General features: G+C 40.5%; 25 protein-coding genes and 1 other annotated feature. Of the genes, 23 read left to right on the top strand and 2 right to left on the bottom strand.

The features are described from left to right. Positions 1–3: 3 nt before the first annotated feature. The 23 genes from rnr (at position 4) to N8M20_RS05745 (ending at position 24,075) form a co-directional block, all read left to right on the top strand. Positions 4–2,358, top strand: a complete 2,355-nt coding sequence (gene rnr, locus N8M20_RS05635) for a ribonuclease R (RefSeq protein ID WP_261079380.1) — start codon at positions 4–6, stop codon at positions 2,356–2,358. Beyond that, positions 2,321–2,788, top strand: coding sequence for an SsrA-binding protein SmpB (gene smpB / locus N8M20_RS05640; protein WP_261079381.1), 468 nt, complete (start codon positions 2,321–2,323; stop codon positions 2,786–2,788). Before rnr ends, smpB begins: the two co-directional genes overlap by 38 nt. A gap of 15 nt (positions 2,789–2,803) precedes the next feature. Then, complete coding sequence (gene tehB / locus N8M20_RS05645) at positions 2,804–3,664, top strand: SAM-dependent methyltransferase TehB (protein ID WP_261079382.1); 861 nt, start codon at positions 2,804–2,806, stop codon at positions 3,662–3,664. 119 nt (positions 3,665–3,783) lie between these two features. Beyond that, complete coding sequence (locus tag N8M20_RS05650; protein WP_101782206.1) at positions 3,784–3,972, top strand: type II toxin-antitoxin system HicA family toxin; 189 nt, start codon at positions 3,784–3,786, stop codon at positions 3,970–3,972. 27 nt (positions 3,973–3,999) lie between these two features. Beyond that, positions 4,000–4,377 (top strand): type II toxin-antitoxin system HicB family antitoxin, encoded by a 378-nt coding sequence (locus N8M20_RS05655; protein WP_033688727.1) that lies wholly within the window; start codon positions 4,000–4,002, stop codon positions 4,375–4,377. Positions 4,378–4,455: 78 nt separating this feature from the next. Next, a complete protein-coding gene (locus tag N8M20_RS05660; RefSeq protein ID WP_261079383.1) occupies positions 4,456–5,409 on the top strand; it encodes a competence protein CoiA in 954 nt (317 codons plus the stop codon). 18 nt (positions 5,410–5,427) lie between these two features. Beyond that, a complete protein-coding gene (gene pepF, locus N8M20_RS05665; RefSeq protein ID WP_261079384.1) occupies positions 5,428–7,230 on the top strand; it encodes an oligoendopeptidase F in 1,803 nt (600 codons plus the stop codon). 1 nt (position 7,231) lies between these two features. Further along, positions 7,232–7,945 (top strand): O-methyltransferase, encoded by a 714-nt coding sequence (locus tag N8M20_RS05670; protein WP_261079385.1) that lies wholly within the window; start codon positions 7,232–7,234, stop codon positions 7,943–7,945. Between the two features lie 66 nt (positions 7,946–8,011). Beyond that, the gene (prsA, locus tag N8M20_RS05675) at positions 8,012–8,950 is read left to right on the top strand and encodes a peptidylprolyl isomerase PrsA (RefSeq protein WP_261079386.1); all 939 of its coding nucleotides are present in this window, start codon (positions 8,012–8,014) and stop codon (positions 8,948–8,950) included. Between the two features lie 161 nt (positions 8,951–9,111). After that, complete coding sequence (ftsW, locus tag N8M20_RS05680; protein WP_261079387.1) at positions 9,112–10,335, top strand: cell division peptidoglycan polymerase FtsW; 1,224 nt, start codon at positions 9,112–9,114, stop codon at positions 10,333–10,335. Positions 10,336–10,359: 24 nt separating this feature from the next. After that, complete coding sequence (gene ppc / locus N8M20_RS05685) at positions 10,360–13,056, top strand: phosphoenolpyruvate carboxylase (protein WP_000058173.1); 2,697 nt, start codon at positions 10,360–10,362, stop codon at positions 13,054–13,056. A gap of 96 nt (positions 13,057–13,152) precedes the next feature. Continuing rightward, positions 13,153–13,370: a binding site (T-box leader), on the top strand. Positions 13,371–13,634: 264 nt separating this feature from the next. Continuing rightward, a complete protein-coding gene (gene trpX / locus N8M20_RS05690; RefSeq protein ID WP_120770132.1) occupies positions 13,635–14,630 on the top strand; it encodes a tryptophan ABC transporter substrate-binding protein in 996 nt (331 codons plus the stop codon). Between the two features lie 75 nt (positions 14,631–14,705). Then, positions 14,706–15,572 carry an ABC transporter permease gene (locus tag N8M20_RS05695; protein ID WP_004234420.1) on the top strand — a complete coding sequence of 289 codons (867 nt, stop codon included), beginning with the start codon at positions 14,706–14,708 and terminating at the stop codon, positions 15,570–15,572. After that, on the top strand, positions 15,569–16,327 hold the full coding sequence (locus N8M20_RS05700) for an ABC transporter ATP-binding protein (RefSeq protein WP_261079388.1): 759 nt from the start codon (positions 15,569–15,571) through the stop codon (positions 16,325–16,327). Before N8M20_RS05695 ends, N8M20_RS05700 begins: the two co-directional genes overlap by 4 nt. A gap of 89 nt (positions 16,328–16,416) precedes the next feature. After that, positions 16,417–18,177 (top strand): DNA primase, encoded by a 1,761-nt coding sequence (dnaG, locus tag N8M20_RS05705; protein WP_261079389.1) that lies wholly within the window; start codon positions 16,417–16,419, stop codon positions 18,175–18,177. Positions 18,178–18,179: 2 nt separating this feature from the next. After that, a complete protein-coding gene (rpoD, locus tag N8M20_RS05710) occupies positions 18,180–19,289 on the top strand; it encodes an RNA polymerase sigma factor RpoD (RefSeq protein WP_000256769.1) in 1,110 nt (369 codons plus the stop codon). A gap of 14 nt (positions 19,290–19,303) precedes the next feature. After that, positions 19,304–19,633, top strand: a complete 330-nt coding sequence (locus N8M20_RS05715; RefSeq protein WP_000331925.1) for a metal-sulfur cluster assembly factor — start codon at positions 19,304–19,306, stop codon at positions 19,631–19,633. A gap of 116 nt (positions 19,634–19,749) precedes the next feature. After that, positions 19,750–20,793, top strand: coding sequence for an alpha-galactosylglucosyldiacylglycerol synthase (cpoA, locus tag N8M20_RS05720; RefSeq protein WP_261041374.1), 1,044 nt, complete (start codon positions 19,750–19,752; stop codon positions 20,791–20,793). 15 nt (positions 20,794–20,808) lie between these two features. Continuing rightward, on the top strand, positions 20,809–22,134 hold the full coding sequence (locus tag N8M20_RS05725; protein WP_261079390.1) for a glycosyltransferase family 4 protein: 1,326 nt from the start codon (positions 20,809–20,811) through the stop codon (positions 22,132–22,134). 14 nt (positions 22,135–22,148) lie between these two features. After that, positions 22,149–22,340 (top strand): PspC domain-containing protein, encoded by a 192-nt coding sequence (locus N8M20_RS05730; RefSeq protein ID WP_162489588.1) that lies wholly within the window; start codon positions 22,149–22,151, stop codon positions 22,338–22,340. A 58-nt stretch (positions 22,341–22,398) separates the two neighbouring features. Next, on the top strand, positions 22,399–22,533 hold the full coding sequence (locus tag N8M20_RS05735) for a DUF4044 domain-containing protein (protein WP_000863859.1): 135 nt from the start codon (positions 22,399–22,401) through the stop codon (positions 22,531–22,533). A gap of 63 nt (positions 22,534–22,596) precedes the next feature. Next, positions 22,597–23,907 (top strand): GTPase ObgE, encoded by a 1,311-nt coding sequence (gene obgE, locus N8M20_RS05740; RefSeq protein ID WP_261079391.1) that lies wholly within the window; start codon positions 22,597–22,599, stop codon positions 23,905–23,907. A 9-nt stretch (positions 23,908–23,916) separates the two neighbouring features. Further along, positions 23,917–24,075 (top strand): hypothetical protein, encoded by a 159-nt coding sequence (locus N8M20_RS05745; RefSeq protein ID WP_001808548.1) that lies wholly within the window; start codon positions 23,917–23,919, stop codon positions 24,073–24,075. 43 nt (positions 24,076–24,118) lie between these two features. Here the strand turns inward: N8M20_RS05745 and N8M20_RS05750 are convergent, their stop codons facing one another. Next, a complete protein-coding gene (locus N8M20_RS05750; RefSeq protein ID WP_261079392.1) occupies positions 24,119–24,589 on the bottom strand; it encodes an arginine repressor in 471 nt (156 codons plus the stop codon). An 18-nt stretch (positions 24,590–24,607) separates the two neighbouring features. After that, positions 24,608–26,881 (bottom strand): Xaa-Pro dipeptidyl-peptidase, encoded by a 2,274-nt coding sequence (locus N8M20_RS05755; RefSeq protein ID WP_261079393.1) that lies wholly within the window; start codon positions 26,879–26,881, stop codon positions 24,608–24,610. Between the last annotated feature and the right edge of the window lie 29 nt (positions 26,882–26,910).

The following is a 26,910-nucleotide window of genomic DNA, read 5'->3' on the forward strand; positions in this document are numbered from 1 at the left end:
AATATGAAAGATAGAATAAAAGAATATTTACAAGACAAGAGAAAGGTTACTGTCAATGACTTGGCTCAGGCTTTGGGAAAAGATGGGTCCAAGGATTTTCGTGAGTTGATTAAAACCTTGTCCCTAATGGAAAGAAAGCACCAGATTCGCTTTGAAGAAGATGGAAGTCTGACCTTGGAAGTCAAGAAAAAACATGAGATTACCCTCAAGGGGATTTTTCATGCCCATAAAAATGGCTTTGGCTTTGTTAGTCTGGAAGGGGAAGAGGAAGACCTTTTTGTAGGAAAAAACGATGTCAACTATGCTATTGATGGTGATACCGTTGAGGTCGTTATCAATAAAGTCGCTGACCGCAATAAGGGAACAGCAGCAGAAGCCAAAATTATTGATATCTTAGAACACAGCCTGACAACAGTTGTCGGCCAAATCGTTCTAGATCAGGAAAAGCCCAAGTATGCTGGCTACATCCGTTCGAAAAATCAGAAAATCAGTCAACCGATTTATGTTAAGAAACCAGCCCTTAAACTGGAGGGGACAGAAGTTCTCAAGGTCTTTATCGATAAATACCCAAGCAAGAAACATGATTTCTTTGTCGCTAGTGTCCTCGATGTGGTGGGGCATTCAACGGATGTCGGAATTGATGTCCTTGAGGTTTTGGAGTCTATGGACATTGTCTCAGAATTTCCAGAGGCTGTTGTCAAGGAAGCGGAAAGTGTGCCTGATCTTCCATCTCAAAAGGATATGGAAGGTCGTCTGGATTTGAGAGATGAAATTACCTTTACCATTGACGGTGCGGATGCCAAGGACTTGGACGATGCAGTGCATATCAAGGCTCTGAAAAATGGCAATCTGGAGCTTGGAGTTCACATCGCAGATGTTTCCTACTATGTGACTGAGGGTTCTGCCCTAGACAAGGAAGCCCTTAACCGCGCGACTTCTGTCTATGTGACAGACCGTGTGGTCCCAATGCTTCCAGAGCGACTGTCAAATGGCATCTGCTCCCTCAATCCTCAAGTTGACCGTCTGACCCAGTCTGCCATTATGGAGATTGATAAACATGGTCGTGTGGTCAACTATACCATTACACAAACAGTTATCAAGACCAGTTTTCGTATGACCTATAGCGATGTCAATGATATCCTAGCTGGCGACGAGGAAAAGCGACAAGAATATCAGAAAATTGTTCCTAGTATCGAACTTATGGCCAAGCTCCATGAAACTCTAGAAAACATGCGTGTGAAACGTGGAGCCCTCAATTTCGATACCAATGAAGCCAAGATTTTAGTGGATAAACAAGGTAAGCCTGTTGATATCGTTCTTCGTCAGCGTGGTGTTGCCGAGCGCATGATTGAGTCCTTTATGCTGATGGCCAATGAAACAGTTGCCGAGCATTTTAGCAAGCTGGATTTGCCTTTTATTTATCGAATTCACGAGGAGCCTAAGGCTGAAAAGGTTCAGAAGTTTATTGATTATGCTTCGAGTTTTGGCTTGCGCATTTATGGGACTGCCAGTGAGATTAGCCAGGAGGCACTTCAAGACATCATGCGTGCTGTTGAGGGAGAACCTTATGCAGATGTATTGTCCATGATGCTTCTGCGCTCTATGCAGCAGGCTCGCTATTCAGAACACAATCACGGCCACTATGGCCTTGCTGCTGACTATTACACTCACTTTACCAGCCCGATTCGTCGTTATCCAGACCTTCTTGTTCACCGTATGATTCGTGATTATGGCCGTTCTAAGGAAATAGCAGAGCATTTTGAGCAAGTGATTCCAGAGATTGCGACCCAGTCTTCCAACCGTGAACGTCGTGCCATTGAGGCTGAGCGTGAAGTCGAAGCCATGAAAAAGGCTGAGTTCATGGAAGAATACGTGGGTGAAGAGTACGATGCGGTTATATCAAGTATTGTCAAGTTTGGTCTCTTCGTTGAATTGCCGAACACGGTTGAAGGCTTGATTCACATCACCAATCTGCCTGAGTTCTACCATTTCAACGAACGTGATTTAACCCTTCGTGGAGAGAAATCAGGAACAACCTTCCGTGTAGGTCAGCAAATCCGTATCCGAGTTGAAAGAGCTGACAAGATGACGGGTGAAATTGATTTCTCATATATCCCAAGTGAGTTTGATGTGATTGAAAAAGGCTTGAAACAGTCTAGTCGAAATGACAGAGGGCGTGGTTCAAGTCGTCGTTCAGATAAGAAGGAAGATAAGAGAAAATCAGGACGCTCAAATGATAAGCGCAAGCATTCACAAAAAGACAAGAAGAAAAAGGGTAAGAAACCTTTTTACAAGGAAGTAGCTAAGAAAGGAGCCAAGCATGGCAAAGGGCGAGGGAAAGGTCGTCGCACAAAATAAAAAGGCACGCCACGACTATACCATCGTAGATACGTTAGAGGCAGGGATGGTCCTGACTGGAACTGAAATCAAGAGTGTACGAGCAGCTCGAATCAATCTCAAGGATGGCTTTGCCCAAGTAAAAAATGGAGAAGTCTGGTTGAGCAATGTTCATATCGCTCCTTACGAAGAGGGCAATATCTGGAACCAAGAACCAGAACGTCGTCGTAAACTCCTGCTCCATAAGAAACAAATCCAAAAACTGGAACAGGAGACTAAAGGAACAGGTATGACCCTGGTTCCTCTAAAAGTCTATATCAAAGATGGCTATGCCAAGCTTCTTTTAGGACTTGCCAAAGGGAAGCATGACTACGACAAACGGGAGTCTATCAAACGTCGTGAGCAGAATCGCAATATTGCGCGCGTGATGAAAGCTGTTAATCAGCGATAAAAAGAGGAAATGAAAATGGAAAAATTAGTTGCCTATAAACGTATGCCCTTGTGGAATAAAGAAACCATGCCAGAGGCTGTTCAGAAGAAACACAATACCAAGGTTGGGACTTGGGGCAAGATTACTGTTTTAAAAGGAACTCTCAAGTTTATTGAATTGACAGAGGATGGTGAGGTTCTAGCTGAACACCTCTTTGAAGCAGGAGCTGACAATCCCATGGCACAACCACAAGCCTGGCACCGAGTGGATGCTGTAACAGACGATGTGGAATGGTATTTGGAGTTTTATTGTAAACCTGAGAACTATTTCCCTAAAAAATACAATACCAATCCGGTTCATTCAGAGGTCCTAGAGGCTATGCAGACAGTAAAACCAGGGAAAGCCTTGGATTTGGGCTGTGGTCAAGGCCGTAACTCTCTCTTTCTTGCGCAGAATGGTTTTGATGTGACAGCTGTGGATCAAAATGAATTGGCCCTTGAAATCTTGCAAAGCATTGTGGAGCAGGAAGATTTAGATATGCCTGTTGGTCTTTACGATATCAATTCAGCTAGCATTGGGCAAGAATATGATTTTATCGTATCAACTGTTGTTCTCATGTTTCTACAAGCGGACTGCATTCCAGCTATTATTCAAAATATGCAGGAGAAAACCACTGTTGGTGGTTACAATCTTATCGTTTGTGCTATGGATACGGAAGATTACCCTTGCTCTGTGAACTTCCCATTCACATTTAAAGAAGGAGAATTGGCAGACTATTACAAGGACTGGGAATTGGTCAAGTACAATGAAAATCCAGGCCATTTGCACCGTCGCGATGAGAATGGCAATCGTATTCAACTACGCTTTGCGACCATGCTAGCTAAAAAAATCAAATAAACATGAATGAAGATTAGGAAATTTCCTGATCTTTTTTCTTTTTTTACGAATAGATAAGATAGAAGAATTGACAAAAATACGCATTATAAGTATAATTTTAGCTAGAAAGGTAACCATAAATGCCAATCACAGGTAAGGAAATGGTAAAATTAGCTCTTGCAAATGGATGGATTGAAGTTCGTAAGAGAGGAAGTCATCATCATTTTAAGAAAGAAGGGGTCTCCTATCTTGTCACTATTCCAGTTCACGGTAATGAGGATTTAGGAAAAGGTCTAGAGAGAAAAATATTAAAAGATTTGGGATTATAGTTGATTTGGAAATTGTGGAGGTGTATTATGCTAAAATCTTATCCTGCTATTTTTCATAGAGAAGGCACTGGATACTGGGTTGAATTTCCTGAATTTGGAGGTGGGACAGAGGGAGCAACGATTGAACTTGCAATGAAAAATGCTCGGGAAATGCTTGAGAGTGTTTTAGCTTCTTATATTGATGAAGGACTGGCTTTGCCTACTCCTAGTGACATTGCTGAGTTGAAAGCTCCTGATGGATTTGTGACTTTGATTCAGGTCAATCCTTTGCCTTTCGTAAAGAATAATAAAGCGATTCGAAAAAATGTTACGGTTCCAGAGTGGCTAGTCAGACTTGCAGATCGTGAGAAAGTGAACTATTCTGAAGTGTTGACACAAGCTCTTGAAAGTCGCTTGCAACTCTAAAATTATAGAGTGATGGAGATTAGGAAATTTCCTGATCTTTTTTCTTTTTTTCGAATAATATAGAAAAGGAGGGAAATCATGTTTGTTGCAAGAGATGCTAGAGGAGAATTGGTAAATGTGTTAGAGGATAAGCTTGAGAAGCAAGCCTACACCTGCCCAGCTTGTGGAGGTCAGCTCCGTTTGCGTCAAGGACCAAGTGTCCGGACCCATTTTGCCCACAAAACCTTAAAAGACTGTGATTTTTCCTCTGAAAATGAAAGTACAGAACACCTGGCAAATAAAGAATCCCTTTATCACTGGTTGAAAAGAGATTCAGAGGTGCAATTAGAATACCCTTTTCCAGAGCTTAAACAGATTGCGGATGTATTTGTAAATGGCAATCTAGCTTTAGAGGTTCAATGTAGTCCCTTGCCTCAAAAAGTTCTTAAAGAGCGTAGTGAGGGCTATCGTAGTCAGGGTTACCAAGTACTGTGGTTGCTGGGGGAAAAACTTTGGCTCAAGAAGCGGTTGACTCGTCTGCAAGAAGGGTTTCTCTATTTCAGTCATAACATGGGCTTTTATGTTTGGGAATTAGACAGTGAAAAACAAGTTTTAAGACTCAAATACCTGATTTACCAAGACCTCCGTGGTAAACTCCATTATCAAATCAAGGAATTTCCCTATGGTCAAGGCAGTCTACTGGAGATATTGCGTCTTCCCTATAAGAAACAAAAAATCTCTCATTTTACAGTTTCTCAGGATAAGGACATCTGTCGTTATATCCGGCAACAACTGTACTATCAAAATCCCTTTTGGATGAAAGAACAAGCAGAAGCCTATCAAAAGGGAGAAAATCTCCTAACTTATGGGCAAAAAGAATGGTATCCACAAATTCGACCAATAGTAGGTGAGTTTTGTCAAATTGAGAAGGACTTGACCAGATATTATCAGTATTTTCAAACCTATTACCAAGAAAATCCTCAAAATGATTGGCAAAAGCTTTATCCACCAGCCTTTTATCAGCAATATTTCTTGAAAAATATGGTAGAATAGAAAGGATGGAGGAATCTAATGGTATTACAAAGACATGAAATAAATGAAAAAGATACATGGGATCTATCAACGATCTACCCAACTGACCAGGCTTGGGAAGAAGCCTTAAAAGATTTAACAGAACAATTGGAGACAGTAGCCCAGTATGAAGGCCATCTCTTGGATAGTGCGGATAGCCTACTCGAAATTACTGAATTTTCTCTTGAAATGGAACGCCAAATGGAGAAGCTTTACGTTTATGCTCATATGAAGAATGACCAAGATACACGTGAAGCCAAGTACCAAGAGTACTATGCCAAGGCCATGACTCTCTATAGCCAGCTAGACCAAGCCTTTTCATTCTATGAACCTGAATTTATGGAAATCAGTGAAAAGCAGTATGCTGACTTTTTAGAAGCTCAACCAAAATTGCAGGTTTATCAACACTATTTTGACAAGCTTTTGCAAGGCAAGAAACACGTTCTTTCACAACGTGAAGAAGAATTATTGGCTGGAGCTGGAGAAATCTTTGGTTCAGCAAGTGAAACCTTCGCTATCTTGGACAATGCGGATATTGTGTTCCCTTATGTCCTTGACGATGATGGTAAGGAAGTTCAGCTATCTCATGGGACTTACACACGTTTGATGGAGTCTAAAAATCGTGAGGTGCGTCGTGGTGCTTATCAAGCTCTTTATGCGACTTACGAACAATTCCAACATACCTATGCCAAAACCTTGCAAACCAATGTTAAGGTCCAAAACTACCGAGCAAAAGTTCGCAACTATAAGAGTGCGCGTCATGCAGCCCTAGAGGCCAATTTTGTTCCAGAGAGTGTTTATGACAATTTGGTAGCAGCAGTTCGCAAGCATTTGCCACTCTTGCATCGTTACCTTGAACTTCGTTCAAAAATCTTGGGAATTTCAGACCTCAAGATGTACGATGTCTACACACCACTTTCATCTGTTGAATACAGTTTTACCTACCAAGAAGCCTTGAAAAAGGCAGAAGATGCTTTGTCAGTCTTGGGTGAGGATTACTTGAGCCGTGTCAAACGTGCCTTCAGCGAGCGTTGGATTGATGTTTACGAAAATCAAGGCAAGCGTTCAGGGGCTTACTCTGGTGGTTCTTACGATACAAATGCCTTTATGCTTCTTAACTGGCAGGACAATCTAGACAATCTCTTTACTCTTGTTCATGAAACAGGTCACAGTATGCACTCAAGCTATACTCGCGAAACTCAGCCTTATGTTTACGGAGATTACTCTATCTTCTTGGCTGAGATTGCCTCAACCACTAATGAAAATATCTTGACGGAGAAATTATTGGAAGAAGTGGAAGATGACGCAACGCGCTTTGCTATTCTTAATAACTTCCTAGACGGTTTCCGTGGAACAGTTTTCCGCCAAACTCAATTTGCTGAGTTTGAACACGCCATTCACCAAGCGGATCAAAATGGTGAAGTCTTGACAAGCGATTTCTTAAATAAACTCTATGCAGACTTGAACCAAGAGTATTATGGATTGAGTAAGGAAGACAATCCTGAAATCCAATACGAGTGGGCTCGTATTCCACACTTCTACTATAACTACTATGTATATCAATATTCAACAGGCTTTGCAGCAGCTTCAGCTCTGGCTGAAAAGATTGTCCATGGTAGTCAAGAAGACCGTGACCGCTATATCGATTACCTCAAGGCAGGTAAATCTGACTATCCACTTAATGTCATGAGAAAAGCTGGTGTTGATATGGAGAAGGAAGACTATCTCAACGATGCTTTTGCAGTCTTCGAACGTCGTTTGAATGAGTTTGAAGCCCTTGTTGAAAAATTGGGATTGGCATAAGATGGTTGAATCATATAGCAAGAATGCCAACCATAACATGCGTCGTCCTGTCGTCAAGGAAGAAATTGTGGACTTAATGCGTCAGCGTCAAAAGCAAGTCACAGGCTCTTTGAAAGAATTGGAAGATTTTGCCCGAAAGGAAAATATTCCCATTATTCCCCATGAAACGGTTGCTTATTTCCGTTTTCTCATGGAAATCATACAACCTAAAAACATTCTGGAAATTGGGACGGCTATCGGTTTTTCAGCCCTCTTGATGGCGGAACATGCGCCAAAGGCCAAGATTACAACCATTGACCGCAATCCAGAGATGATTGGATTTGCCAAGGAAAATTTCGCCCAGTTTGACAGTCGTAAGCAAATCACTCTCCTAGAGGGAGATGCGGTAGATGTCTTATCTACCCTGACAGAGTCCTATGATTTCGTCTTTATGGATTCAGCCAAGTCTAAATACATCGTCTTTCTGCCAGAAATCCTCAAACATTTGGACGTTGGAGGTGTGGTTGTCTTGGATGATATTTTCCAAGGTGGAGATGTTGCCAAGGACATTATGGAAGTCCGTCGAGGTCAGCGAACCATTTATCGAGGCCTTCAAAGACTATTTGATGCAACTTTAGACAATCCAGGACTCACCGCAACACTAGTACCTCTGGGAGACGGCATTCTCATGCTTCGTAAAAATGTAGCAGATGTTCAATTGCCTGACAGCGAATGATTTTCAGAAAAATTTAAGAAAATATAGTAAAATAGATAGAGTAACACTTATCTAAAAGGAGTAGACATGAAGAAAAAACTATTGGCAGGAGCCATTACACTATTATCAGTAGCAACTTTAGCAGCTTGTTCGAAAGGTTCAGAAGGGGCAGACCTTATCAGCATGAAAGGAGATGTTATCACAGAACATCAATTTTATGAGCAAGTGAAAAGCAATCCTTCAGCCCAACAAGTGTTGTTGAACTTGACCATCCAAAAAGTATTTGAGAAGCAATATGGCTCAGAAGTAGATGACAAAGAAGTCAACGATACTATTGCCGAAGAAGAAAAACAATATGGTGAGAACTACCAACGTGTCTTGTCACAAGCAGGTATGACTCTTGAAACACGTAAAGCTCAAATTCGTACAAGTAAATTAGTTGAGTTGGCAGTTAAGAAGGCAGCAGAAGCTGAATTGACAGATGATGCTTATAAGAAGGCTTTTGACGAGTACACTCCAGATGTAACGGCTCAAATCATTCGTCTTGATAATGAGGATAAAGCGAAAGAAGTCCTCGAAAAAGCTAAGGCTAGTGATGCAGACTTTGCTCAATTAGCTAAAGATAACTCAACTGATGAGAAAACCAAAGCGAATGGTGGAGAAATCACATTTGATTCTGCTTCAACAGAAGTGCCAGAACAAGTTAAGAAAGCGGCATTTGCTCTAGATGTAAACGGCGTTTCTGATGTGATTACAGCCGCTGGTACACAAGCCTACAGCAGCCAATATTACATTGTAAAACTCACTAAGAAAACAGAAAAATCATCTAATCTTGATGACTACAAAGAAAAATTAAAAACTGTTATCTTGACTCAAAAACAAAATGATTCAACATTCGTTCAAAGCATTATCGGAAAAGAATTACAAGCAGCTAATATCAAGGTTAAAGATCAAGCTTTCCAAAATATCTTTACCCAATATATTGGTGGTGGAGATTCAAGCTCAAGTAGTTCATCAAAAGAATAAAACAGAAAAGGGCCAAGTGCTCTTTTTCTTATGACAAAAATGGTCTATCTGATGGATAAGAGTTTTTTTCTTTCGGAAAAAATGGTATAATAGCAATCAAAACTAGAAAACAAACGGAATTTGGGAAGCAATTGTGTTGTTCTCATTAGATTGGTGATACTATGAAGATTAGTAAAAGGCACCTATTAAATTATTCTATTCTAGTTCCTTACTTACTTTTATCTATTTTGGGCTTGATTGTGGTTTATTCGACAACCAGTGCTATTTTAATTCAAGAAGGCCAAAGTGCACTGCAATTGGTCCGAAGTCAGGGACTATTTTGGATATTTAGTTTGATACTGATTGCCTTGATATATAAGTTGAGACTGAATTTTTTAAGAAACGAACGTCTTTTATTTATCGTTATGTTCGTTGAGTTGATTCTATTAGCCTTGGCTCGGATAATTGGTATTCCTGTCAATGGAGCCTATGGCTGGATTTCTGTAGGACCTTTGACCATTCAGCCAGCCGAATATTTGAAAATTATTATTATTTGGTATCTAGCAAATAAATTTTCCAAACAACAAGAGGATATAGCTATTTATGATTTTCAAGTTTTGACACAGAATCAGTGGCTTCCTCGTGCGTTTAATGACTGGCGCTTTGTTCTCTTTGTACTAATTGGGAGCCTTGCTATTTTCCCAGATTTGGGGAATGCTTCTATTTTAGCTTTGGTTGCCTTGATTATGTATACGATTAGTGGTATCGCTTATAGATGGTTTATTGCCTTTTTGGGAATTTTGGTGGGAGTTTCTGCCCTATCCTTATCACTGATTTCTTTTATAGGGGTTGATAAGTTTTCAAAAGTTCCGGTATTTGGTTACGTTGCCAAGCGTTTCAGTGCCTATTTTAATCCCTTTGCCGATTTGGCAGGAGCAGGCCACCAACTCGCAAATTCCTACTTTGCCATGGTAAATGGTGGTTGGTTTGGTCTAGGTTTAGGAAATTCAATTGAAAAACGTGGCTATTTACCAGAGGCCCATACAGATTTTGTATTTTCAATTGTCATCGAAGAATTTGGATTTGTAGGGGCCGGCTTGATTTTAGCACTTGTTTTTTTCCTTATTTTGCGAATTATCCTAGTCGGAATTCGTGCTAAGAATCCCTTTAATTCCATGATGGCGATTGGGGTTGGGGGGATGATGTTGATCCAGGTGTTTGTCAATATCGGTGGAATTTCTGGTATTATTCCTTCGACAGGAGTAACCTTTCCTTTCTTATCGCAAGGAGGGAATAGTCTTCTGGTCTTGTCTGTAGCCATCGCCTTTGTCTTAAATATTGATGCAAGTGAAAAGCGTGCTCAATTGTATGAGGAGTTAGAAGCTCACTCCTCAAACTATATGTAGAGCTGATAGTGGAAAGGATTACCTATGTCTCTTCAAAAATTAGAAAACTATAGTAATAAAGCTGTCGTGCAAGAAGAAGTATTGATTTTAACAGAATTGTTAGAAGATATCACTAAAAATATGCTTGCCCCAGAGACTTTTGAAAAAATTATGCAGTTGAAAGAATTGTCAACTCAAGAAGATTATCAAGGCTTGAACCAATTGGTTACTAGTCTGTCAAATGATGAAATGGCTTATATTTCACGCTATTTCTCTATCTTGCCCCTCTTGATTAATATTTCAGAAGACGTGGATTTGGCTTATGAAATCAACCACCAAAATAATATCGATCAAGATTATCTTGGTAAGTTGTCAGCAACAATCAAAATGGTTGCTGAAAAAGAAAATGCGGTTGAAATTCTAGAACACTTGAATGTTGTCCCTGTTTTGACAGCCCATCCAACACAAGTACAACGTAAGAGTATGTTGGATTTGACCAATCATATCCATACCCTTTTGCGTAAGTATCGTGATGTGAAATTAGGCTTGATTAATAAGGAAAAATGGCATAATGATCTCCGTCGTTATATTGAGATTATCATGCAGACAGACATGATTCGTGAAAAGAAATTGAAAGTAACCAATGAAATCACGAATGTTATGGAATACTACAATAGTTCATTCCTGAAGGCAGTTCCTCATTTGACTGCTGAGTACAAGCGTCTGGCTAAAAAACACGGCTTGGAGTTGAAACATCCTAAACCAATTACCATGGGAATGTGGATTGGTGGGGACCGTGATGGGAATCCTTTTGTTACAGCAGATACCTTGAAACAATCTGCTATGACTCAGTGTGAAGTCATCATGAACTACTATGATGAAAAGATTTACCAACTTTATCGTGAATTCTCTCTCTCAACCAGTATTGTCAATGTAAGCAAGCAAGTCAGAGAAATGGCTCGTCAATCCAAGGATAACTCGATCTACCGTGAAAAAGAGCTTTACCGCCGTGCCTTGTTTGATATTCAATCAAAAATCCAAGCAACAAAAACCTATCTGATTGAGGATAAGGAAGTAGGGGCTCGCTATGAAACGGCCAATGATTTTTATAAGGATTTAATTACTATTCGTGATTCCCTCTTGGAAAATAAGGGTGAAGCACTGATTTCTGGTGATTTTGTGGAGTTGATCCAGGCAGTTGAAATTTTTGGTTTCTATTTGGCATCTATTGACATGCGTCAAGATTCTAGTGTTCATGAGGCCTGTGTAGCAGAACTCTTAAAATCAGCAGGAATTCATTCTCATTACAGTGAATTAAGTGAAGAAGAAAAATGCCAGCTTCTTTTGAAAGAATTAGAAGAAGATCCACGTATTCTTTCTGCCACTCATGTTGAAAAATCAGAGTTACTTGAAAAAGAATTGGCTATCTTTAAAGCTGCTCGTAAGTTGAAAGATAAGTTGGGTGATGATGTTATTCGTCAAACCATTATTTCACATGCAACCAGCGTATCAGACATGCTGGAATTGGCTATCTTACTAAAAGAAGTAGGGTTAGTTGATAAAGAAAGAGCCCGAGTCCAAATTGTTCCTCTCTTTGAAACAATCGAGGACTTGGATCACTCAGAAGAAACCATGAGAGAATACCTTTCACTTCCTCTTGCTAAGAAATGGATTGCTTCACGCAATAACTATCAAGAAATCATGCTGGGCTACTCTGACAGTAATAAAGATGGTGGTTACTTATCATCATGTTGGACCCTCTACAAGGCTCAACAACAATTGACTGCTATTGGAGATGAATTTGGCGTTAAGGTTACCTTCTTCCATGGTCGTGGTGGGACTGTCGGTCGTGGTGGTGGACCAACCTATGAAGCCATCACATCTCAACCGCTCAAGTCTATCAAGGATCGTATCCGTTTGACGGAGCAGGGTGAAGTAATTGGCAATAAATACGGTAATAAAGATGCGGCCTACTATAATCTTGAAATGCTAGTATCTGCAGCCATTAACCGTATGATTACGCAGAAGAAGAGCGATACCAATACCTCAAATCGTTATGAAGCCATTATGGACCAAGTAGTGGACCGTAGTTACGATATCTACCGTGATTTGGTCTTTGGTAATGACCATTTCTATGATTATTTCTTCGAGTCAAGTCCAATCAAGGCTATCTCAAGCTTTAATATTGGTTCTCGCCCAGCCGCTCGTAAGACGATTACTGAAATCGGTGGTTTGCGAGCTATTCCTTGGGTATTCTCATGGTCACAAAGCCGTGTCATGTTCCCTGGCTGGTATGGTGTCGGATCAAGTTTCAAAGAATTTATTGATAAAAATCCAGAAAATATCGCTATCCTACGAGATATGTACCAAAATTGGCCTTTCTTCCAGTCACTTCTTTCAAATGTAGACATGGTCTTGTCAAAATCAAATATGAATATTGCTTTTGAATATGCCAAACTTTGTGAAGATGATCAAGTAAAAGCAATTTATGAGACTATTCTAAATGAATGGCAAGTTACCAAGGAAGTCATCTTGGCTATCGAAGGATATGATGAACTCTTGGCTGAAAATCCATATCTAAAAGCAAGTTTGGATTATCGTATGCCTTACTTTAATATCCTTAACTATATCCAGTTGGAGTTGATTAAACGTCAACGCCGAGGAGAATTATCAAGCGATCAAGAAAAATTAATCCATACAACCATCAACGGAATTGCGACAGGATTGCGTAATTCAGGCTGATACCTATCAAACTTCCTCTTTTCTATAGGGGAAGTTTTTGAATAGTTCAAAAAAATGCTAAAAGAGTCTTGACAAGTAGTTGAAAAATGATATAATTTAACCATTCAGAAAAGTAATCATATAAACTTTTTAGAGAGTCTGTGGTAGCTGAAAACAGATAAGTGCTGATGATGAAAATTGGGCTGGATGTTATTTAGAATTTGAAATCATAAAAATTCGGTGAGCACACCTTACAGTGCATCTCGTTATTGCGAGACAGAGCGATAGGGAAATTCCCTATAATTGAGGTGGTACCGCGCATCGACGTCCTCACACAAGTTTTTTGTGTGAGGACTTTTTTGATGGAGGTTAGTATGGAAAGAAAACGATGGCGTCGCTTGTTTATACTCAATGAAAATCAAAGTACAAACTAGGAAGCTAGCCGCAGGTTGCTCAAAGCACTGCTTTGAGGTTGTGGATAGAACTGACGAAGTCAGTAACCATAGCTACGGCAAAGTGAAGCTGAAGTGGTTTGAAGAGATTTTCGAAGATTATTAGATAAGTGAAGTATTTTAAAGGAATAAAAAAGGAGAAATAGAATGAAAAATAAACGTTTAATTGGAATTATCGCTGCATTAGCAGTCTTAGTAGCAGGAAGCTTGATTTACTCTTCAATGAATAAACCAGAAGCTAAGAATGAGAAGAAAGTTGCCAAAGTTGGTGTCCTTCAGTTTGTGAGCCATCCATCTCTTGACTTGATTTATAAAGGGATTCAAGATGGACTTGCAGAAGAAGGTTATAAAGATAATCAGTTGAAGATTGACTTTATGAACTCAGAAGGCGACCAAAGTAAGGTTGCGACAATGAGTAAACAATTGGTTGCAAATGGGAATGACCTTGTGGTTGGTATTGCAACGCCAGCTGCTCAAGGTTTGGCAAGCGCCACAAAAGACCTACCTGTTATCATGGCTGCTATTACAGACCCAATCGGTGCTAACTTGGTCAAAGATTTGAAAAAACCAGGTGGCAACATTACAGGGGTATCTGACCACAATCCAGCTCAACAACAAGTTGAACTCATTAAGGCTCTTACACCAAATGTAAAAACAATCGGAGCCCTTTACTCAAGTAGCGAAGACAATTCAAAAACACAGGTTGAAGAATTTAAGGCTTATGCTGAAAAAGCAGGTTTGACAGTGGAAACATTTGCTGTTCCTTCAACAAATGAAATTGCTTCAACAGTTAATGTTATGACTAGCAAGGTCGATGCTATCTGGGTTCCAATCGACAACACCATTGCATCTGCATTTTCAACAGTTGTATCAAGCAATCAATCAGCTAAAAAGCCAATCTACCCAAGCGCAACTGCCATGGTAGAAGCAGGTGGCTTGGCATCAGTTGTAGTTGACCAACACGACCTTGGTGTGGCAACTGGTAAAATGATTGCACAAGTTTTGAAAGGTGCAAAACCAGCTGATACTCCAGTCAATGTCTTTTCAACTGGTAAGTCAGTAATCAACAAAAAGTTGGCACAAGAACTAGGTATTACGATTCCTGAATCTGTTCTTAAAGAAGCAGGACAAGTAATTGAATAATCTGTAATGGAGGAGTTGGGGACATCTCCTCCAATTTTTTACAATAGAAATCGTATAGAAAAGGTTAAGAAACAGATGATATTATCTATTATTTCTCAAGGATTTGTCTGGGCTATTTTAGGTCTGGGAATCTTTATGACATTTAGGATTTTAAACTTTCCAGATATGACGACAGAAGGTTCCTTCCCTCTTGGGGGAGCTGTTGCTGTCACTTTGATAACGAAAGGCGTGAATCCTTTTTTAGCGACACTTGTTGCTGTTGGAGCTGGTTGTTTGGCTGGAATGGCTGCAGGACTTCTTTATACAAAAGGGAAGATTCCAACCTTGCTCTCAGGGATTTTGGTGATGACTTCTTGTCACTCTATCATGCTCTTGATTATGGGGCGTGCAAACTTAGGACTGCTTGGAACCAAGCAAATTCAGGATGTTTTGCCTTTTGATTCAGACTTGAACCAACTCTTGACAGGTCTTATCTTTGTTAGTCTTGTCATTGCTCTCATGCTCTTTTTCTTGGACACTAAACTCGGACAAGCCTATATTGCTACAGGTGACAATCCTGATATGGCTAGAAGTTTTGGGATTCATACTGGACGCATGGAGCTCATGGGCTTGGTCTTATCAAATGGTGTGATTGCCCTTGCAGGAGCTCTCATTGCCCAGCAAGAAGGCTATGCTGATGTATCTCGAGGAATTGGGGTTATCGTTGTGGGGCTTGCAAGTTTGATTATTGGAGAAGTTATCTTCAAGAGTTTGAGCTTGGCAGAACGTCTGGTTACCATTGTTGTAGGTTCTATCGCTTATCAATTCTTAGTGTGGGCAGTTATTGCGCTTGGCTTTAATACAAGTTACCTTCGTTTGTACAGCGCCGTGATTTTAGCAGTCTGCCTCATGATTCCAACATTTAAGCAAACAATCTTGAAAGGAGCCAAATTAAGCAAATGACAGCAATTGTAGAATTAAAAAATGCAACCAAAGTCGTTAAAAATGGCTTTGATGAAGAAAAGATTATTTTAAATGATGTTTCCTTAGAAATTTTTGAACGGGACTTTATCACGATTTTGGGTGGAAATGGTGCTGGTAAATCAACTCTTTTTAATACTATTGCAGGAACTTTATCACTAACCAGTGGAACTATCCGTATTTTAGGTGAGGATGTTACCAAGTTTTCACCAGAGAAGAGAGCCAAGTATCTGTCTCGAGTCTTCCAAGATCCCAAGATGGGGACAGCTCCTCGTATGACAGTGGCAGAGAATCTCTTGATTGCCAAATTTCGTGGTGAAAAGCGTGGATTGTTACCACGACGCTTGACTAGTTATAAGGATGAATTTCAAGCGACCATTGAAAAAGTGGGAAACGGTCTTGAGAAACACTTGAATACACCGATTGAGTTCTTATCAGGTGGACAAAGACAGGCTTTGAGTCTCTTGATGGCAACCTTGAAGCGTCCTGAATTACTCTTGTTAGACGAGCATACTGCAGCCCTTGATCCAAAGACCAGTGTGGCCTTGATGGAATTGACGGATGAATTTGTCAAGAAAGATCAGTTGACAGCGCTTATGATTACCCATCATATGGAAGATGCTCTTAAGTATGGCAATCGCTTAATTGTCATGAAAGAAGGACGAATTATCCAAGATTTGAAGCAAGAAGAAAAAGCAAAAATGAAAATCTCTGATTATTATCAACTCTTTGAATAAAGTAGGGAAAATGAGTGAAATGGTTTACTTTTTTTCTGAAATAAAGTATACTATATAAAGTAAACTATGATAACATGGAGGTATTGTGTATGGTTGACAAACAAGTCATTGAAGAAATCAAAAACAATGCCAACATTGTGGAAGTCATAGGGGATGTGATTTCTTTACAAAAGGCAGGACGGAACTATCTAGGGCTCTGTCCTTTTCATGGTGAAAAAACACCTTCTTTCAACGTTGTAGAGGACAAGCAGTTTTACCACTGTTTTGGTTGTGGTCGCTCAGGTGATGTCTTTAAATTCATCGAGGAGTACCAAGGGGTTCCCTTTATGGAGGCTGTCCAAATCTTAGGTCAGCGTGTCGGGATAGAGGTGGAAAAACCGCTTTATAGTGAACAGAAGCCAGCCTCGCCTCACCAAGCTCTTTATGATATGCACGAAGATGCTGCCAAATTTTATCATGCTATTCTCATGACAACGACCATGGGGGAAGAGGCCAGAAACTACCTTTATCAGCGTGGTTTGACAGATGAAGTGCTCAAGCATTTTCGGATTGGTTTGGCACCTCCAGAACGAAACTATCTCTATCAACGTTTATCTGGTCAGTATCGTGATGAGGATTTCCTAGATTCAGGACTGTTTTATCTTTCGGATGCAAATCAATTTGTAGACACCTTTCACAATCGGATTATGTTTCCCCTGACAAATGACCAGGGAAAGGTCATTGCCTTCTCAGGTCGTATCTGGCAGAAAACGGATTCACAAACTTCTAAGTATAAAAATAGCCGATCGACTGCAATTTTTAACAAAAGTTACGAATTATATCATATGGATAGGGCAAAAAAATCTTCTGGTAAAGCCAGTGAGATTTATCTCATGGAAGGGTTCATGGATGTCATCGCAGCCTATCGGGCTGGAATAGAAAATGCTGTAGCGTCTATGGGAACGGCCTTAAGTCGTGAGCATGTTGAGCATCTGAAAAGGTTAACCAAGAAGTTGGTTCTTGTTTACGATGGCGATAAGGCTGGGCAGGCCGCGACTTTGAAAGCGCTGGACGAAATTGGTGATATGCCTGTGCAGATTGTCAGCATGCCTGATAACTTGGATCCGGATGAGTATCTACAAAATAATGGTCCAGAAGACTTGGCCTATCTATTAACGAAAACTCGTATTAGTCCGATTGAGTTCTACATTCATCAGTACAAACCTGAAAATAGTGAAAATCTGCAGGCACAGATTGAGTTTATTGAAAAAATAGCTCCCTTGATTGTTCAAGAAAAGTCCATCACTGCTCAAAACAGCTATATTCATATTTTAGCTGACAGTCTGGCGTCCTTTGATTATGCCCAGATTGAGCAGATTGTTAATGAAAGCCGTCAGGCACAAAGGCAGAATCGTATGGAAGGAATTTCCAGACAGACGTCAATCACTATGCCTGTCACTAAGCAGTTATCGGCTATTATGAGGGCAGAAGCCCATCTACTTTATCGAATGATGGAATTCCCTCTTGTTTTAAACGATTACCGTTTGCGAGAAGACTTTTCATTTGACACACCTGAATTTCAGGTCTTATATGACTTGCTTGGCCAGTATGGAAATCTTCCCCCAGAAGTTTTAGCAGAACAGACAGAGGAAGTTGAAAGAGCTTGGTATCAAGTCTTAGCTCAGGATTTGCCTGCTGAGATGTCACCGCAGGAACTTAGTGAAGTAGAAATGACTCGAAACAAGGCTCTCTTGAATCAGGACAATATGAGAATCAAAAAGAAGGTGCAGGAAGCTAGCCATGTAGGAGATACCGACACAGCCCTAGAAGAATTGGAACGTTTAATTTCCCAAAAGAGAAGAATGGAGTAATAATGGTAACAAAACAAAAAGAAGTAACAACATTTGACGTACAAGTAGCAGAATTTATCCGTAATCATAAGCAAAAAGGGACAGCAACAGATGATGAAATCAATGCTAGTCTTGTCGTTCCTTTTACCTTGGACGCTGATGGGATTGAAGATCTCTTGCAACGGATTCAAGATGCAGGAATTTCTATCACAGATAATGAAGGAAATCCAAGTGCGCGTGTTCTTAGTGCTGAAGAAGAACCAGAACTCAGCGACGAGGACTTGATTGGTTCAACTTCGGCTAAGGTCAATGACCCTGTCCGTATGTACTTGAAAGAAATCGGGGTCGTTCCTCTCTTGACCAATGAAGAGGAAAAAGAATTGGCACTGGCTGTTGAAGCTGGTGATATCGAAGCCAAACAACGTCTTGCAGAAGCCAACCTTCGTTTGGTTGTTTCTATTGCCAAACGCTATGTCGGCCGTGGTATGCAGTTCCTTGACTTGATTCAAGAAGGGAACATGGGCTTGATGAAGGCGGTTGACAAGTTTGACTATTCTAAAGGGTTCAAGTTTTCAACTTACGCAACTTGGTGGATTCGTCAGGCTATCACTCGTGCTATTGCAGATCAAGCTCGTACCATCCGTATCCCAGTTCATATGGTTGAAACCATCAATAAACTGGTTCGTGAACAACGTAATCTCCTTCAAGAATTGGGACAAGATCCAACGCCAGAACAAATCGCTGAACGTATGGATATGACTCCTGACAAGGTTCGTGAAATCTTGAAGATTGCTCAAGAACCGGTATCCCTTGAAACTCCAATCGGTGAAGAGGATGATAGTCACCTTGGGGACTTTATCGAAGATGAAGTGATTGAAAATCCAGTGGATTATACAACTCGTATCGTCTTGCGTGAGCAGTTGGATGAGGTCTTGGATACTCTTACAGACCGTGAAGAAAATGTTCTGCGACTACGTTTCGGCCTAGATGATGGAAAAATGCGCACCCTTGAAGATGTGGGGAAAGTCTTTAACGTAACTCGTGAGCGTATCCGTCAGATTGAAGCTAAGGCTTTGAGAAAACTACGCCAACCAAGTCGCAGCAAACCGCTTCGTGATTTTATTGAAGACTAAGAGTGAGGATAAATATGGCTTATACAGAAGAGCAAATTGAAAACATCAAAACACGAATTTTATCAGCCTTGGAAGAAGTTATTGACCCTGAGTTGGGAATCGATATTGTCAATCTTGGTTTGATTTATGAGATTCGTTTTGATGGCGACACAGGGCAAACAGAGATTGATATGACTTTGACAACTATGGGTTGTCCCCTAGCTGACCTTTTGACGGATCAGATTTATGATGCCATGACAGAGGTGCCAGAAGTAACGGATACTGAGGTCAAATTAGTCTGGTATCCAGCCTGGACAGTTGAAAAAATGAGTCGCTATGCCCGCATTGCCCTAGGCATTAAGTAAACATATAATAGCATGTGAGAGATTATTGGAAAAGCGAGGAAATTTCCCCCATCTTTTCCTCTAGTCTCTCCTTTCTTTTGCTGATTTTATTCAAAGAAAATGATATAATAGTAGTCATGGAAAAAAAGAAATTACGCATCAATATGTTGAGTTCAAGTGAGAAAGTAGCAGGACAAGGAGTTTCAGGTGCCTACCGTGAATTAGTTCGTCTTCTTCACCGTGATGCCAAGGACCAATTGATTGTTACAGAAAATCTTCCAATAGAGGCAGATGTGACTCACTTTCATACAATTGATTTCCCCTATTATTTATCAACCTTCCAAAAGAAACGCTCAGGGAGAAAGATTGGCTATGTGCATTTCTTGCCTGATACACTTGAGGGAAGTTTGAAAATTCCATTTTTCTTAAAGGGAATTGTTAAACGTTATGTATTTTCTTTTTACAACCGGATGGAACACTTAGTTGTGGTCAATCCTATGTTTATTGAGGATTTGGTGGCAGCTGGTATTCCACGTGAAAAAGTGACCTATATTCCTAATTTTGTCAATAAGGAAAAATGGCATCCTCTTCCACAGGAAGAGGTAGCGAAACTGCGTACAGAGCTAGGTCTTAGTGACAATCAGTTTATCGTAGTAGGTGCTGGTCAAGTTCAGAAGCGCAAAGGGATTGACGATTTTATCCGTCTGGCTGAGGAATTGCCTCAGATTACCTTTATCTGGGCTGGTGGTTTCTCTTTTGGTGGCATGACAGATGGTTATGAACGCTATAAGAAAATTATGGAGAATCCCCCTAAAAATTTGATTTTTCCAGGTATTGTATCGCCAGAGCGGATGCGCGAGTTGTATGCCCTAGCGGATCTTTTCTTGCTTCCTAGTTACAATGAGCTCTTTCCGATGACGATTTTAGAGGCTGCCAGTTGTGAAGCTCCGATTATGTTGCGTGATTTGGATCTTTATAAGGTGATTTTAGAGGGGAATTATCGGGCGACAGCAGACAGAGAAGAAATGAAAGAAGCTATTTTAGAATATCAAGCAAATCCTGCTGCTTTAAAAGATTTGAAAGAAAAAGCTAAGAATATTTCTAGAGAGTATTCAGAAGAGCATCTGTTACAAATCTGGTTGGACTTTTATGAGAAACAAGCCGCTTTAGGGAGAAAGTAAAAAGTGAGGTAATCTATGCGAATTGGTTTATTTACAGATACCTATTTTCCTCAGGTTTCAGGTGTTGCGACCAGTATTCGAACCTTGAAAACCGAACTTGAAAAGCAAGGGCACGCTGTTTTTATCTTTACGACGACAGATAAGGATGTCAATCGTTATGAAGATTGGCAAATTATCCGCATTCCAAGTGTTCCCTTCTTTGCTTTTAAGGATCGCCGCTTTGCCTATCGAGGATTCAGCAAGGCGCTTGAAATTGCTAAACAATATCAACTGGATATTATCCATACTCAGACAGAATTTTCTCTTGGCTTGTTGGGAATTTGGATTGCGCGTGAATTGAAGATTCCAGTCATCCATACCTATCACACCCAATACGAAGACTACGTGCATTATATTGCCAAGGGGATGTTGATTCGTCCTAGTATGGTCAAGTATCTGGTCAGAGGTTTCCTGCACGATGTGGATGGGGTTATTTGCCCGAGTGAGATTGTCCGTGACTTGCTATCGGACTATAAGGTCAAGGTTGAAAAGCGGGTCATTCCAACAGGGATTGAATTAGCCAAGTTTGAGCGTCCAGAAATCAAGCAAGAAAATCTAAAAGAACTACGTAGTAAACTAGGGATTCAAGATGATGAACAGATGTTGCTGAGTCTTTCCAGAATTTCCTATGAAAAAAATATTCAAGCAGTTTTAGCAGCTTTTGCAGATGTTCTGAAAGAAGAAGACAAGGTTAAACTGGTGGTAGCTGGAGACGGTCCTTATCTGGATGACCTCAAAGAGCAAGCCCAGAAACTAGAGATTCAAGACTCTGTTGTCTTTACAGGGATGATTGCTCCTAGTGAGACAGCTCTTTACTATAAGGTGGCGGATTTCTTCATCTCGGCATCGACAAGTGAAACCCAAGGCTTGACCTACTTGGAAAGCTTAGCTAGTGGGACGCCTGTCATTGCACATGGAAATCCTTATCTGGACAATCTTATCAGTGATAAAATGTTTGGAACCTTGTATTACGGTGAACATGATTTGGCTGGAGCTATTCTGGAGGCCCTGATTGCAACACCAGATATGAATGAGCATACCTTATCAGAGAAATTGTACGAGATTTCAGCTGAGAACTTTGGAAAACGGGTGCATGAGTTTTATCTGGATGCCATTATTTCAAATAACTTCCAGAAAGATTTAGCAAAAGATGATACGGTCAGCCAGCGTATCTTTAAGACAGTTTTGTATTTACCACAACAGGTGGTTGCTGTACCGGTAAAAGGCTCTAGACGCATGCTGAAGGCTTCAAAAACACAGTTAATCAGCATAAGAGATTATTGGAAAGACCATGAAGAATAGAAAGAGGAATAGCTATGAAAAAACAATTGATGAGAAGTGGTAGTGATCAAAAAATTGCTGGAGTATGTGCTGGAGTCGCAAACTATTTTGATATTGATCCTACTATTGTTCGTGTAATATGGGGTGTTCTTGCATTTTGTTATGGGGCAGGAATTGTAGCTTATATCATTTTATGGATTATTGCGCCTGTAGCAACTGACTATTGAAAACTAGTTCAATTCATGCTAAGATAATAGAAAATAGAATGTAACGAAGGAGAAAAAAATGGCATTTGGAGATAATGGAAATCGTAAAAAAACTATGTTTGAGAAAATAACCTTGTTTATCGTGATTATCATGCTAGTAGCAAGTTTATTGGGAATTTTTGCAACTGCAATTGGTGCCCTCAGTAATCTATAAAATAGATTCAAGAAAATTTAGTGACTGGGATTTCCCAGCCCTTTTTTAAAGTGAGAAGAAAAAATGAGTATGTTTTTAGATACAGCTAAGATCAAGGTCAAGGCTGGTAATGGTGGTGATGGCATGGTTGCCTTTCGCCGTGAAAAATATGTCCCTAATGGCGGTCCTTGGGGCGGTGATGGTGGTCGTGGAGGTAATGTCGTCTTCGTTGTAGACGAAGGTTTGCGTACTTTGATGGATTTCCGCTACAATCGTCATTTCAAGGCTGATTCTGGTGAAAAAGGAATGACCAAAGGGATGCATGGTCGTGGAGCTGAGGACCTTAGAGTTCGAGTACCACAAGGTACGACTGTTCGTGATGCAGAGACTGGCAAGGTTTTGACAGATTTGATTGAACATGGTCAAGAATTTATCGTTGCCCACGGTGGACGTGGTGGACGTGGAAATATTCGTTTCGCAACACCAAAAAATCCTGCACCGGAAATCTCTGAAAATGGAGAACCAGGTCAGGAACGTGAGTTACAATTGGAACTAAAAATCTTGGCTGATGTTGGTTTAGTTGGATTCCCATCTGTTGGGAAATCAACACTTTTAAGTGTTATTACCTCAGCTAAACCTAAAATTGGTGCCTACCACTTTACGACCATTGTGCCAAATCTAGGTATGGTTCGTACCCAATCAGGTGAATCCTTTGCAGTAGCCGATCTACCAGGTTTGATTGAAGGCGCTAGTCAAGGTGTTGGTTTGGGAACTCAGTTCCTCCGTCACATCGAGCGTACACGTGTCATCCTTCACATCATTGATATGTCAGCTAGCGAAGGCCGTGATCCTTATGAGGACTATCTAGCGATCAATAAAGAGCTGGAGTCATACAATCTTCGTCTCATGGAGCGTCCACAGATCATTGTAGCTAATAAGATGGACATGCCTGAAAGTCAGGAAAATCTTAAAGAATTTAAGAAAAAATTAGCTGAAAATTACGACGAATTTGAAGAGCTACCAGCTATTTTCCCAATATCTGGTTTGACCAAGCAAGGTCTGGCTACACTTTTGGATGCTACAGCTGAATTGTTAGACAAGACACCAGAATTCTTGCTCTACGACGAGTCAGATATGGAAGAAGAAGTTTACTATGGATTTAACGAGGAAGAAAAAGCCTTTGAAATTAGTCGTGATGACGATGCGACATGGGTACTTTCTGGTGAAAAACTCATGAAACTCTTTAATATGACCAACTTTGATCGTGACGAATCAGTCATGAAATTTGCTCGCCAGCTACGTGGCATGGGGGTTGATGAATCCCTTCGTGCGCGTGGTGCTAAGGATGGAGATTTGGTCCGCATTGGTAAATTTGAGTTTGAATTTGTAGACTAGGAGACTGATATGGGAGATAAACCGATATCTTTCCGAGATGCGGATGGTAATTTTGTTTCCGCCGCAGACGTTTGGAATGAAAAGAAATTGGAAGAACTATTTAATCGTCTCAATCCAAATCGTGCTTTGAGGTTGGCACGAACTAAAAAAGAAAATCCATCTCAGTAAAGAAGATAAAAAAATTCCGTGCCTCATCAGACACGGGATTTTACTATTCACCAAAGAAAAATGGTGGGGCGAATTTTTTCAGATCTTCAAAGCATTTTTGAGCAGCTTCTGCATCTTCGCAGATGACGAGACAGACATCATCGCCACAGAGGGTAGCGATAGCGTCAGGGAAGCTCAAAGCATCAATGATAGAACCAAAGGATTGAGCAAGTCCAGGAAGAGTTTTTAGTAGGACTTGGTGTTGAACCGGGCGCATCAAGACAAGGGCGTCTTCCATGTAGAGTTCGAGACGTTTTTCCCATTTTGAGATCGAACCTGTATTAAGCACGTAGTAAGAGTTATCCTCTTCGCGGACTTTTGACAGGTTCATATTTTTGATGTCACGTGAGAGAGTTGCCTGGGTAACTTGAATGTCGTTATCAGCAAGAAGGGCTTGCAATTCAGCCTGTGTATGAATCTTGTTTTTTGCAACAAGAGCGCGTATGAGTTGGTGTCGGTGTTCAGATTTATTCATAATAATTTAACTCCTTTTTTAGTGAGGTATGGTAAGTGTGGACTGAGAGAGGTCGACAGTCAGGTGGTAGTCAGTATTGTCACGTATGGTGATTTCAAAGTCAGTAGTATAGAGGACTAAACGAAGAGTATCTCCTTCTTTTAACTTGTAAATAGTAGGTTGTAGTTCAAATTGCACATCCATCCATTCATCTGCAGTAATATCCTCTACTAACAGTAAATCATTTCTATTTTGTAAATTGAGGTAACCTTTTGTCACGACTCGTTGTGCATTTGGTCTAAATGGTAATTCACAGAGATTTTCCAACATATGGTAGCGTCCGTTATCAATGGTTTTAGCACTTAAAATAGCTGGATAAGGTTGCAGGTATTTCTTTTGACCAAGTTCCAGTAGTTGAGCAGATAAAAGCCCCTTGTTTATGCTGGATTTGATACGAAGATTGAGTTGAGCTCGACCGTTCAAGTGAAGATCCTTGGTCACAGGAAGGTCAAGGGTAATTTGATTGACTTTCCCTTGATAGAGTTCCGTATTGAAGGTCTGGTAGGTTTTACCATAGCGCTCAAAATCCTTATCTGGGTACTGGTTTTGAATGACTTTCTCTTCTTGACCAAGTGAGAAGGTTTCAAAGTTTTCTTGCCCACCGAAGTTATCAAGTGATAACCAAGTCTGAGGGGCTGTATTGTCCTGCCAAATGACAGTAGGAAGTTGGAAATCTGTATCTTGTCCCAGTAATTTTTTAGTCAATAAGGCATTCATGGACTCACGGAAGTCAATGGACTGCCAGTTGTTCATGTAAACATGTGCGCCATTATGGAAAAAGAGGTGCTTGTTTATATGAGCAGGCAGGGCATGGAACATCTGGTAAACATGAAGTGGTTTGACATTCCAATCCTGTGAACCGTGGGTAAAGACAACCTCTGCCTTTACTTTATCAGCATTGAGTAAATAGTTGCGGTCATGCCAAAACTGATTGTAGTCGCCGGTCTTGCGATCTAACTGCTCTTTTACTTTTTCTAAGTCAGCTTGGTGAGCCTCATTGCCACGGATATAGTCGCCAGCCAAGAGATTACGAGAGTAGGTTAGTTCAGCAAGGGAGTCAAAGTCCTCACCTGGATAACCGCCTGGGCTAGTCACCAGACCGTTTTCACGATAATAGTTGTACCATGAAGAAATGCCAGCTTCAGCAATGATAACCTCTAAACCATCGACGCCTGTAGTCGCAAGCCCATTTGACATGGTTCCAAGATAGGAAAGTCCAGTTGTGGCTACTTTTCCATTTGACCAGTCAGCTTTGACTTGACACTGACGCGTGTGGTCGGTAAAGGCACGACAACGACCATTAAGCCAATCAATGACATTTTTATAAGCTTCGATTTGCTGGTAGTCGCCATTAGTCATGAAACCAGTAGAGTCTTTGGTACCAACACCTGACACATAGAGATTGGCAAAACCTCGTGGGAGGAAGTAGTCGTTGAGTGTATAGCTAGAGTTGATGTGACTTAGCTTTTCCTCAGCTTCTGACACAAGCTCAGCTTGTCCTTGAGGTTGGACGAGATTGAGTTGAGGTTCCTCTAGTTCAATCTTATGAGCAAGTTTAACCTCAAGCTCGCCCTCCATCTTGTAGAGAGCTTTGTCACTGGCCTTATCATTGGTTCCTTGGTGATAAGGGCTGGCTGTCATAATAGCAGGGATTTGTCCTTCATAACGTGGACGAATAATGCTAACCTTGACTAAGTCTGGTAGCCCTTTTTGGTCAGTATCGACACGAGACTCAACGTAGACCACTTCTCGAATAACATCATGGCTAGAAAAAGTAGCCAAACTCTTGCCGTTAAAGTAGTGGTAGTCATTATCCTCTGGAATAAGACCATCACTAACAAGTTGGTCGATAAGAGTATTTCCCTTTTTGGTGCGAGTATTGAGTAACTGATAGAGATTTTCAATCAAGTCACCATATACAATAGGAAATCCAGTCTCTTTACGAAAAGCTTCACTATCTTCGAAGTCAACCAAATAAGAAAAGCCTAAAAGTTGAAAAGCAACAGTATAAAAAATATCTGCTGTCAGTTCATCTTCTGATTGAAAAAATGTTAGCAGGTCTGTTTTTTTATCAGCTGCTAGGATGGAAAGTGGATAGTTGGTGTCTTGATAAGTGAAAAAGAAACGACTTAGAAAAGACTCCAACATCTTTTTATTTGTTGACTCAGATGGAAAATCAAATCCATACTTTTTTAATTCATATAAAATAGTATCTCTTGGAAGTGATAAATAGCTGAATTGATTAAAGCGCATAAAACCTCCTTGTAAAATAATAATTAAGG

Origin of the sequence: Streptococcus mitis (assembly GCF_946190275.1) — a bacterium.
In the GTDB taxonomy this organism is placed as follows: Bacteria; Bacillota; Bacilli; order Lactobacillales; family Streptococcaceae; genus Streptococcus; species Streptococcus mitis_DC.

Excerpts from the sequence above, each read along its gene's own strand:
- rnr (WP_261079380.1), top strand. The coding sequence starts at position 4 with ATGAAAGATAGAATAAAAGAATATTTACAAGACAAGAGAAAGGTTACT.
- smpB (WP_261079381.1), top strand. The coding sequence starts at position 2,321 with ATGGCAAAGGGCGAGGGAAAGGTCGTCGCACAAAATAAAAAGGCACGC.
- tehB (WP_261079382.1), top strand. The coding sequence starts at position 2,804 with ATGGAAAAATTAGTTGCCTATAAACGTATGCCCTTGTGGAATAAAGAA.
- N8M20_RS05650 (WP_101782206.1), top strand. The coding sequence starts at position 3,784 with ATGCCAATCACAGGTAAGGAAATGGTAAAATTAGCTCTTGCAAATGGA.
- N8M20_RS05655 (WP_033688727.1), top strand. The coding sequence starts at position 4,000 with ATGCTAAAATCTTATCCTGCTATTTTTCATAGAGAAGGCACTGGATAC.
- N8M20_RS05660 (WP_261079383.1), top strand. The coding sequence starts at position 4,456 with ATGTTTGTTGCAAGAGATGCTAGAGGAGAATTGGTAAATGTGTTAGAG.
- pepF (WP_261079384.1), top strand. The coding sequence starts at position 5,428 with ATGGTATTACAAAGACATGAAATAAATGAAAAAGATACATGGGATCTA.
- N8M20_RS05670 (WP_261079385.1), top strand. The coding sequence starts at position 7,232 with ATGGTTGAATCATATAGCAAGAATGCCAACCATAACATGCGTCGTCCT.
- prsA (WP_261079386.1), top strand. The coding sequence starts at position 8,012 with ATGAAGAAAAAACTATTGGCAGGAGCCATTACACTATTATCAGTAGCA.
- ftsW (WP_261079387.1), top strand. The coding sequence starts at position 9,112 with ATGAAGATTAGTAAAAGGCACCTATTAAATTATTCTATTCTAGTTCCT.
- ppc (WP_000058173.1), top strand. The coding sequence starts at position 10,360 with ATGTCTCTTCAAAAATTAGAAAACTATAGTAATAAAGCTGTCGTGCAA.
- trpX (WP_120770132.1), top strand. The coding sequence starts at position 13,635 with ATGAAAAATAAACGTTTAATTGGAATTATCGCTGCATTAGCAGTCTTA.
- N8M20_RS05695 (WP_004234420.1), top strand. The coding sequence starts at position 14,706 with ATGATATTATCTATTATTTCTCAAGGATTTGTCTGGGCTATTTTAGGT.
- N8M20_RS05700 (WP_261079388.1), top strand. The coding sequence starts at position 15,569 with ATGACAGCAATTGTAGAATTAAAAAATGCAACCAAAGTCGTTAAAAAT.
- dnaG (WP_261079389.1), top strand. The coding sequence starts at position 16,417 with ATGGTTGACAAACAAGTCATTGAAGAAATCAAAAACAATGCCAACATT.
- rpoD (WP_000256769.1), top strand. The coding sequence starts at position 18,180 with ATGGTAACAAAACAAAAAGAAGTAACAACATTTGACGTACAAGTAGCA.
- N8M20_RS05715 (WP_000331925.1), top strand. The coding sequence starts at position 19,304 with ATGGCTTATACAGAAGAGCAAATTGAAAACATCAAAACACGAATTTTA.
- cpoA (WP_261041374.1), top strand. The coding sequence starts at position 19,750 with ATGGAAAAAAAGAAATTACGCATCAATATGTTGAGTTCAAGTGAGAAA.
- N8M20_RS05725 (WP_261079390.1), top strand. The coding sequence starts at position 20,809 with ATGCGAATTGGTTTATTTACAGATACCTATTTTCCTCAGGTTTCAGGT.
- N8M20_RS05730 (WP_162489588.1), top strand. The coding sequence starts at position 22,149 with ATGAAAAAACAATTGATGAGAAGTGGTAGTGATCAAAAAATTGCTGGA.
- N8M20_RS05735 (WP_000863859.1), top strand. The coding sequence starts at position 22,399 with ATGGCATTTGGAGATAATGGAAATCGTAAAAAAACTATGTTTGAGAAA.
- obgE (WP_261079391.1), top strand. The coding sequence starts at position 22,597 with ATGAGTATGTTTTTAGATACAGCTAAGATCAAGGTCAAGGCTGGTAAT.
- N8M20_RS05745 (WP_001808548.1), top strand. The coding sequence starts at position 23,917 with ATGGGAGATAAACCGATATCTTTCCGAGATGCGGATGGTAATTTTGTT.
- N8M20_RS05750 (WP_261079392.1), bottom strand. The coding sequence starts at position 24,589 with ATGAATAAATCTGAACACCGACACCAACTCATACGCGCTCTTGTTGCA.
- N8M20_RS05755 (WP_261079393.1), bottom strand. The coding sequence starts at position 26,881 with ATGCGCTTTAATCAATTCAGCTATTTATCACTTCCAAGAGATACTATT.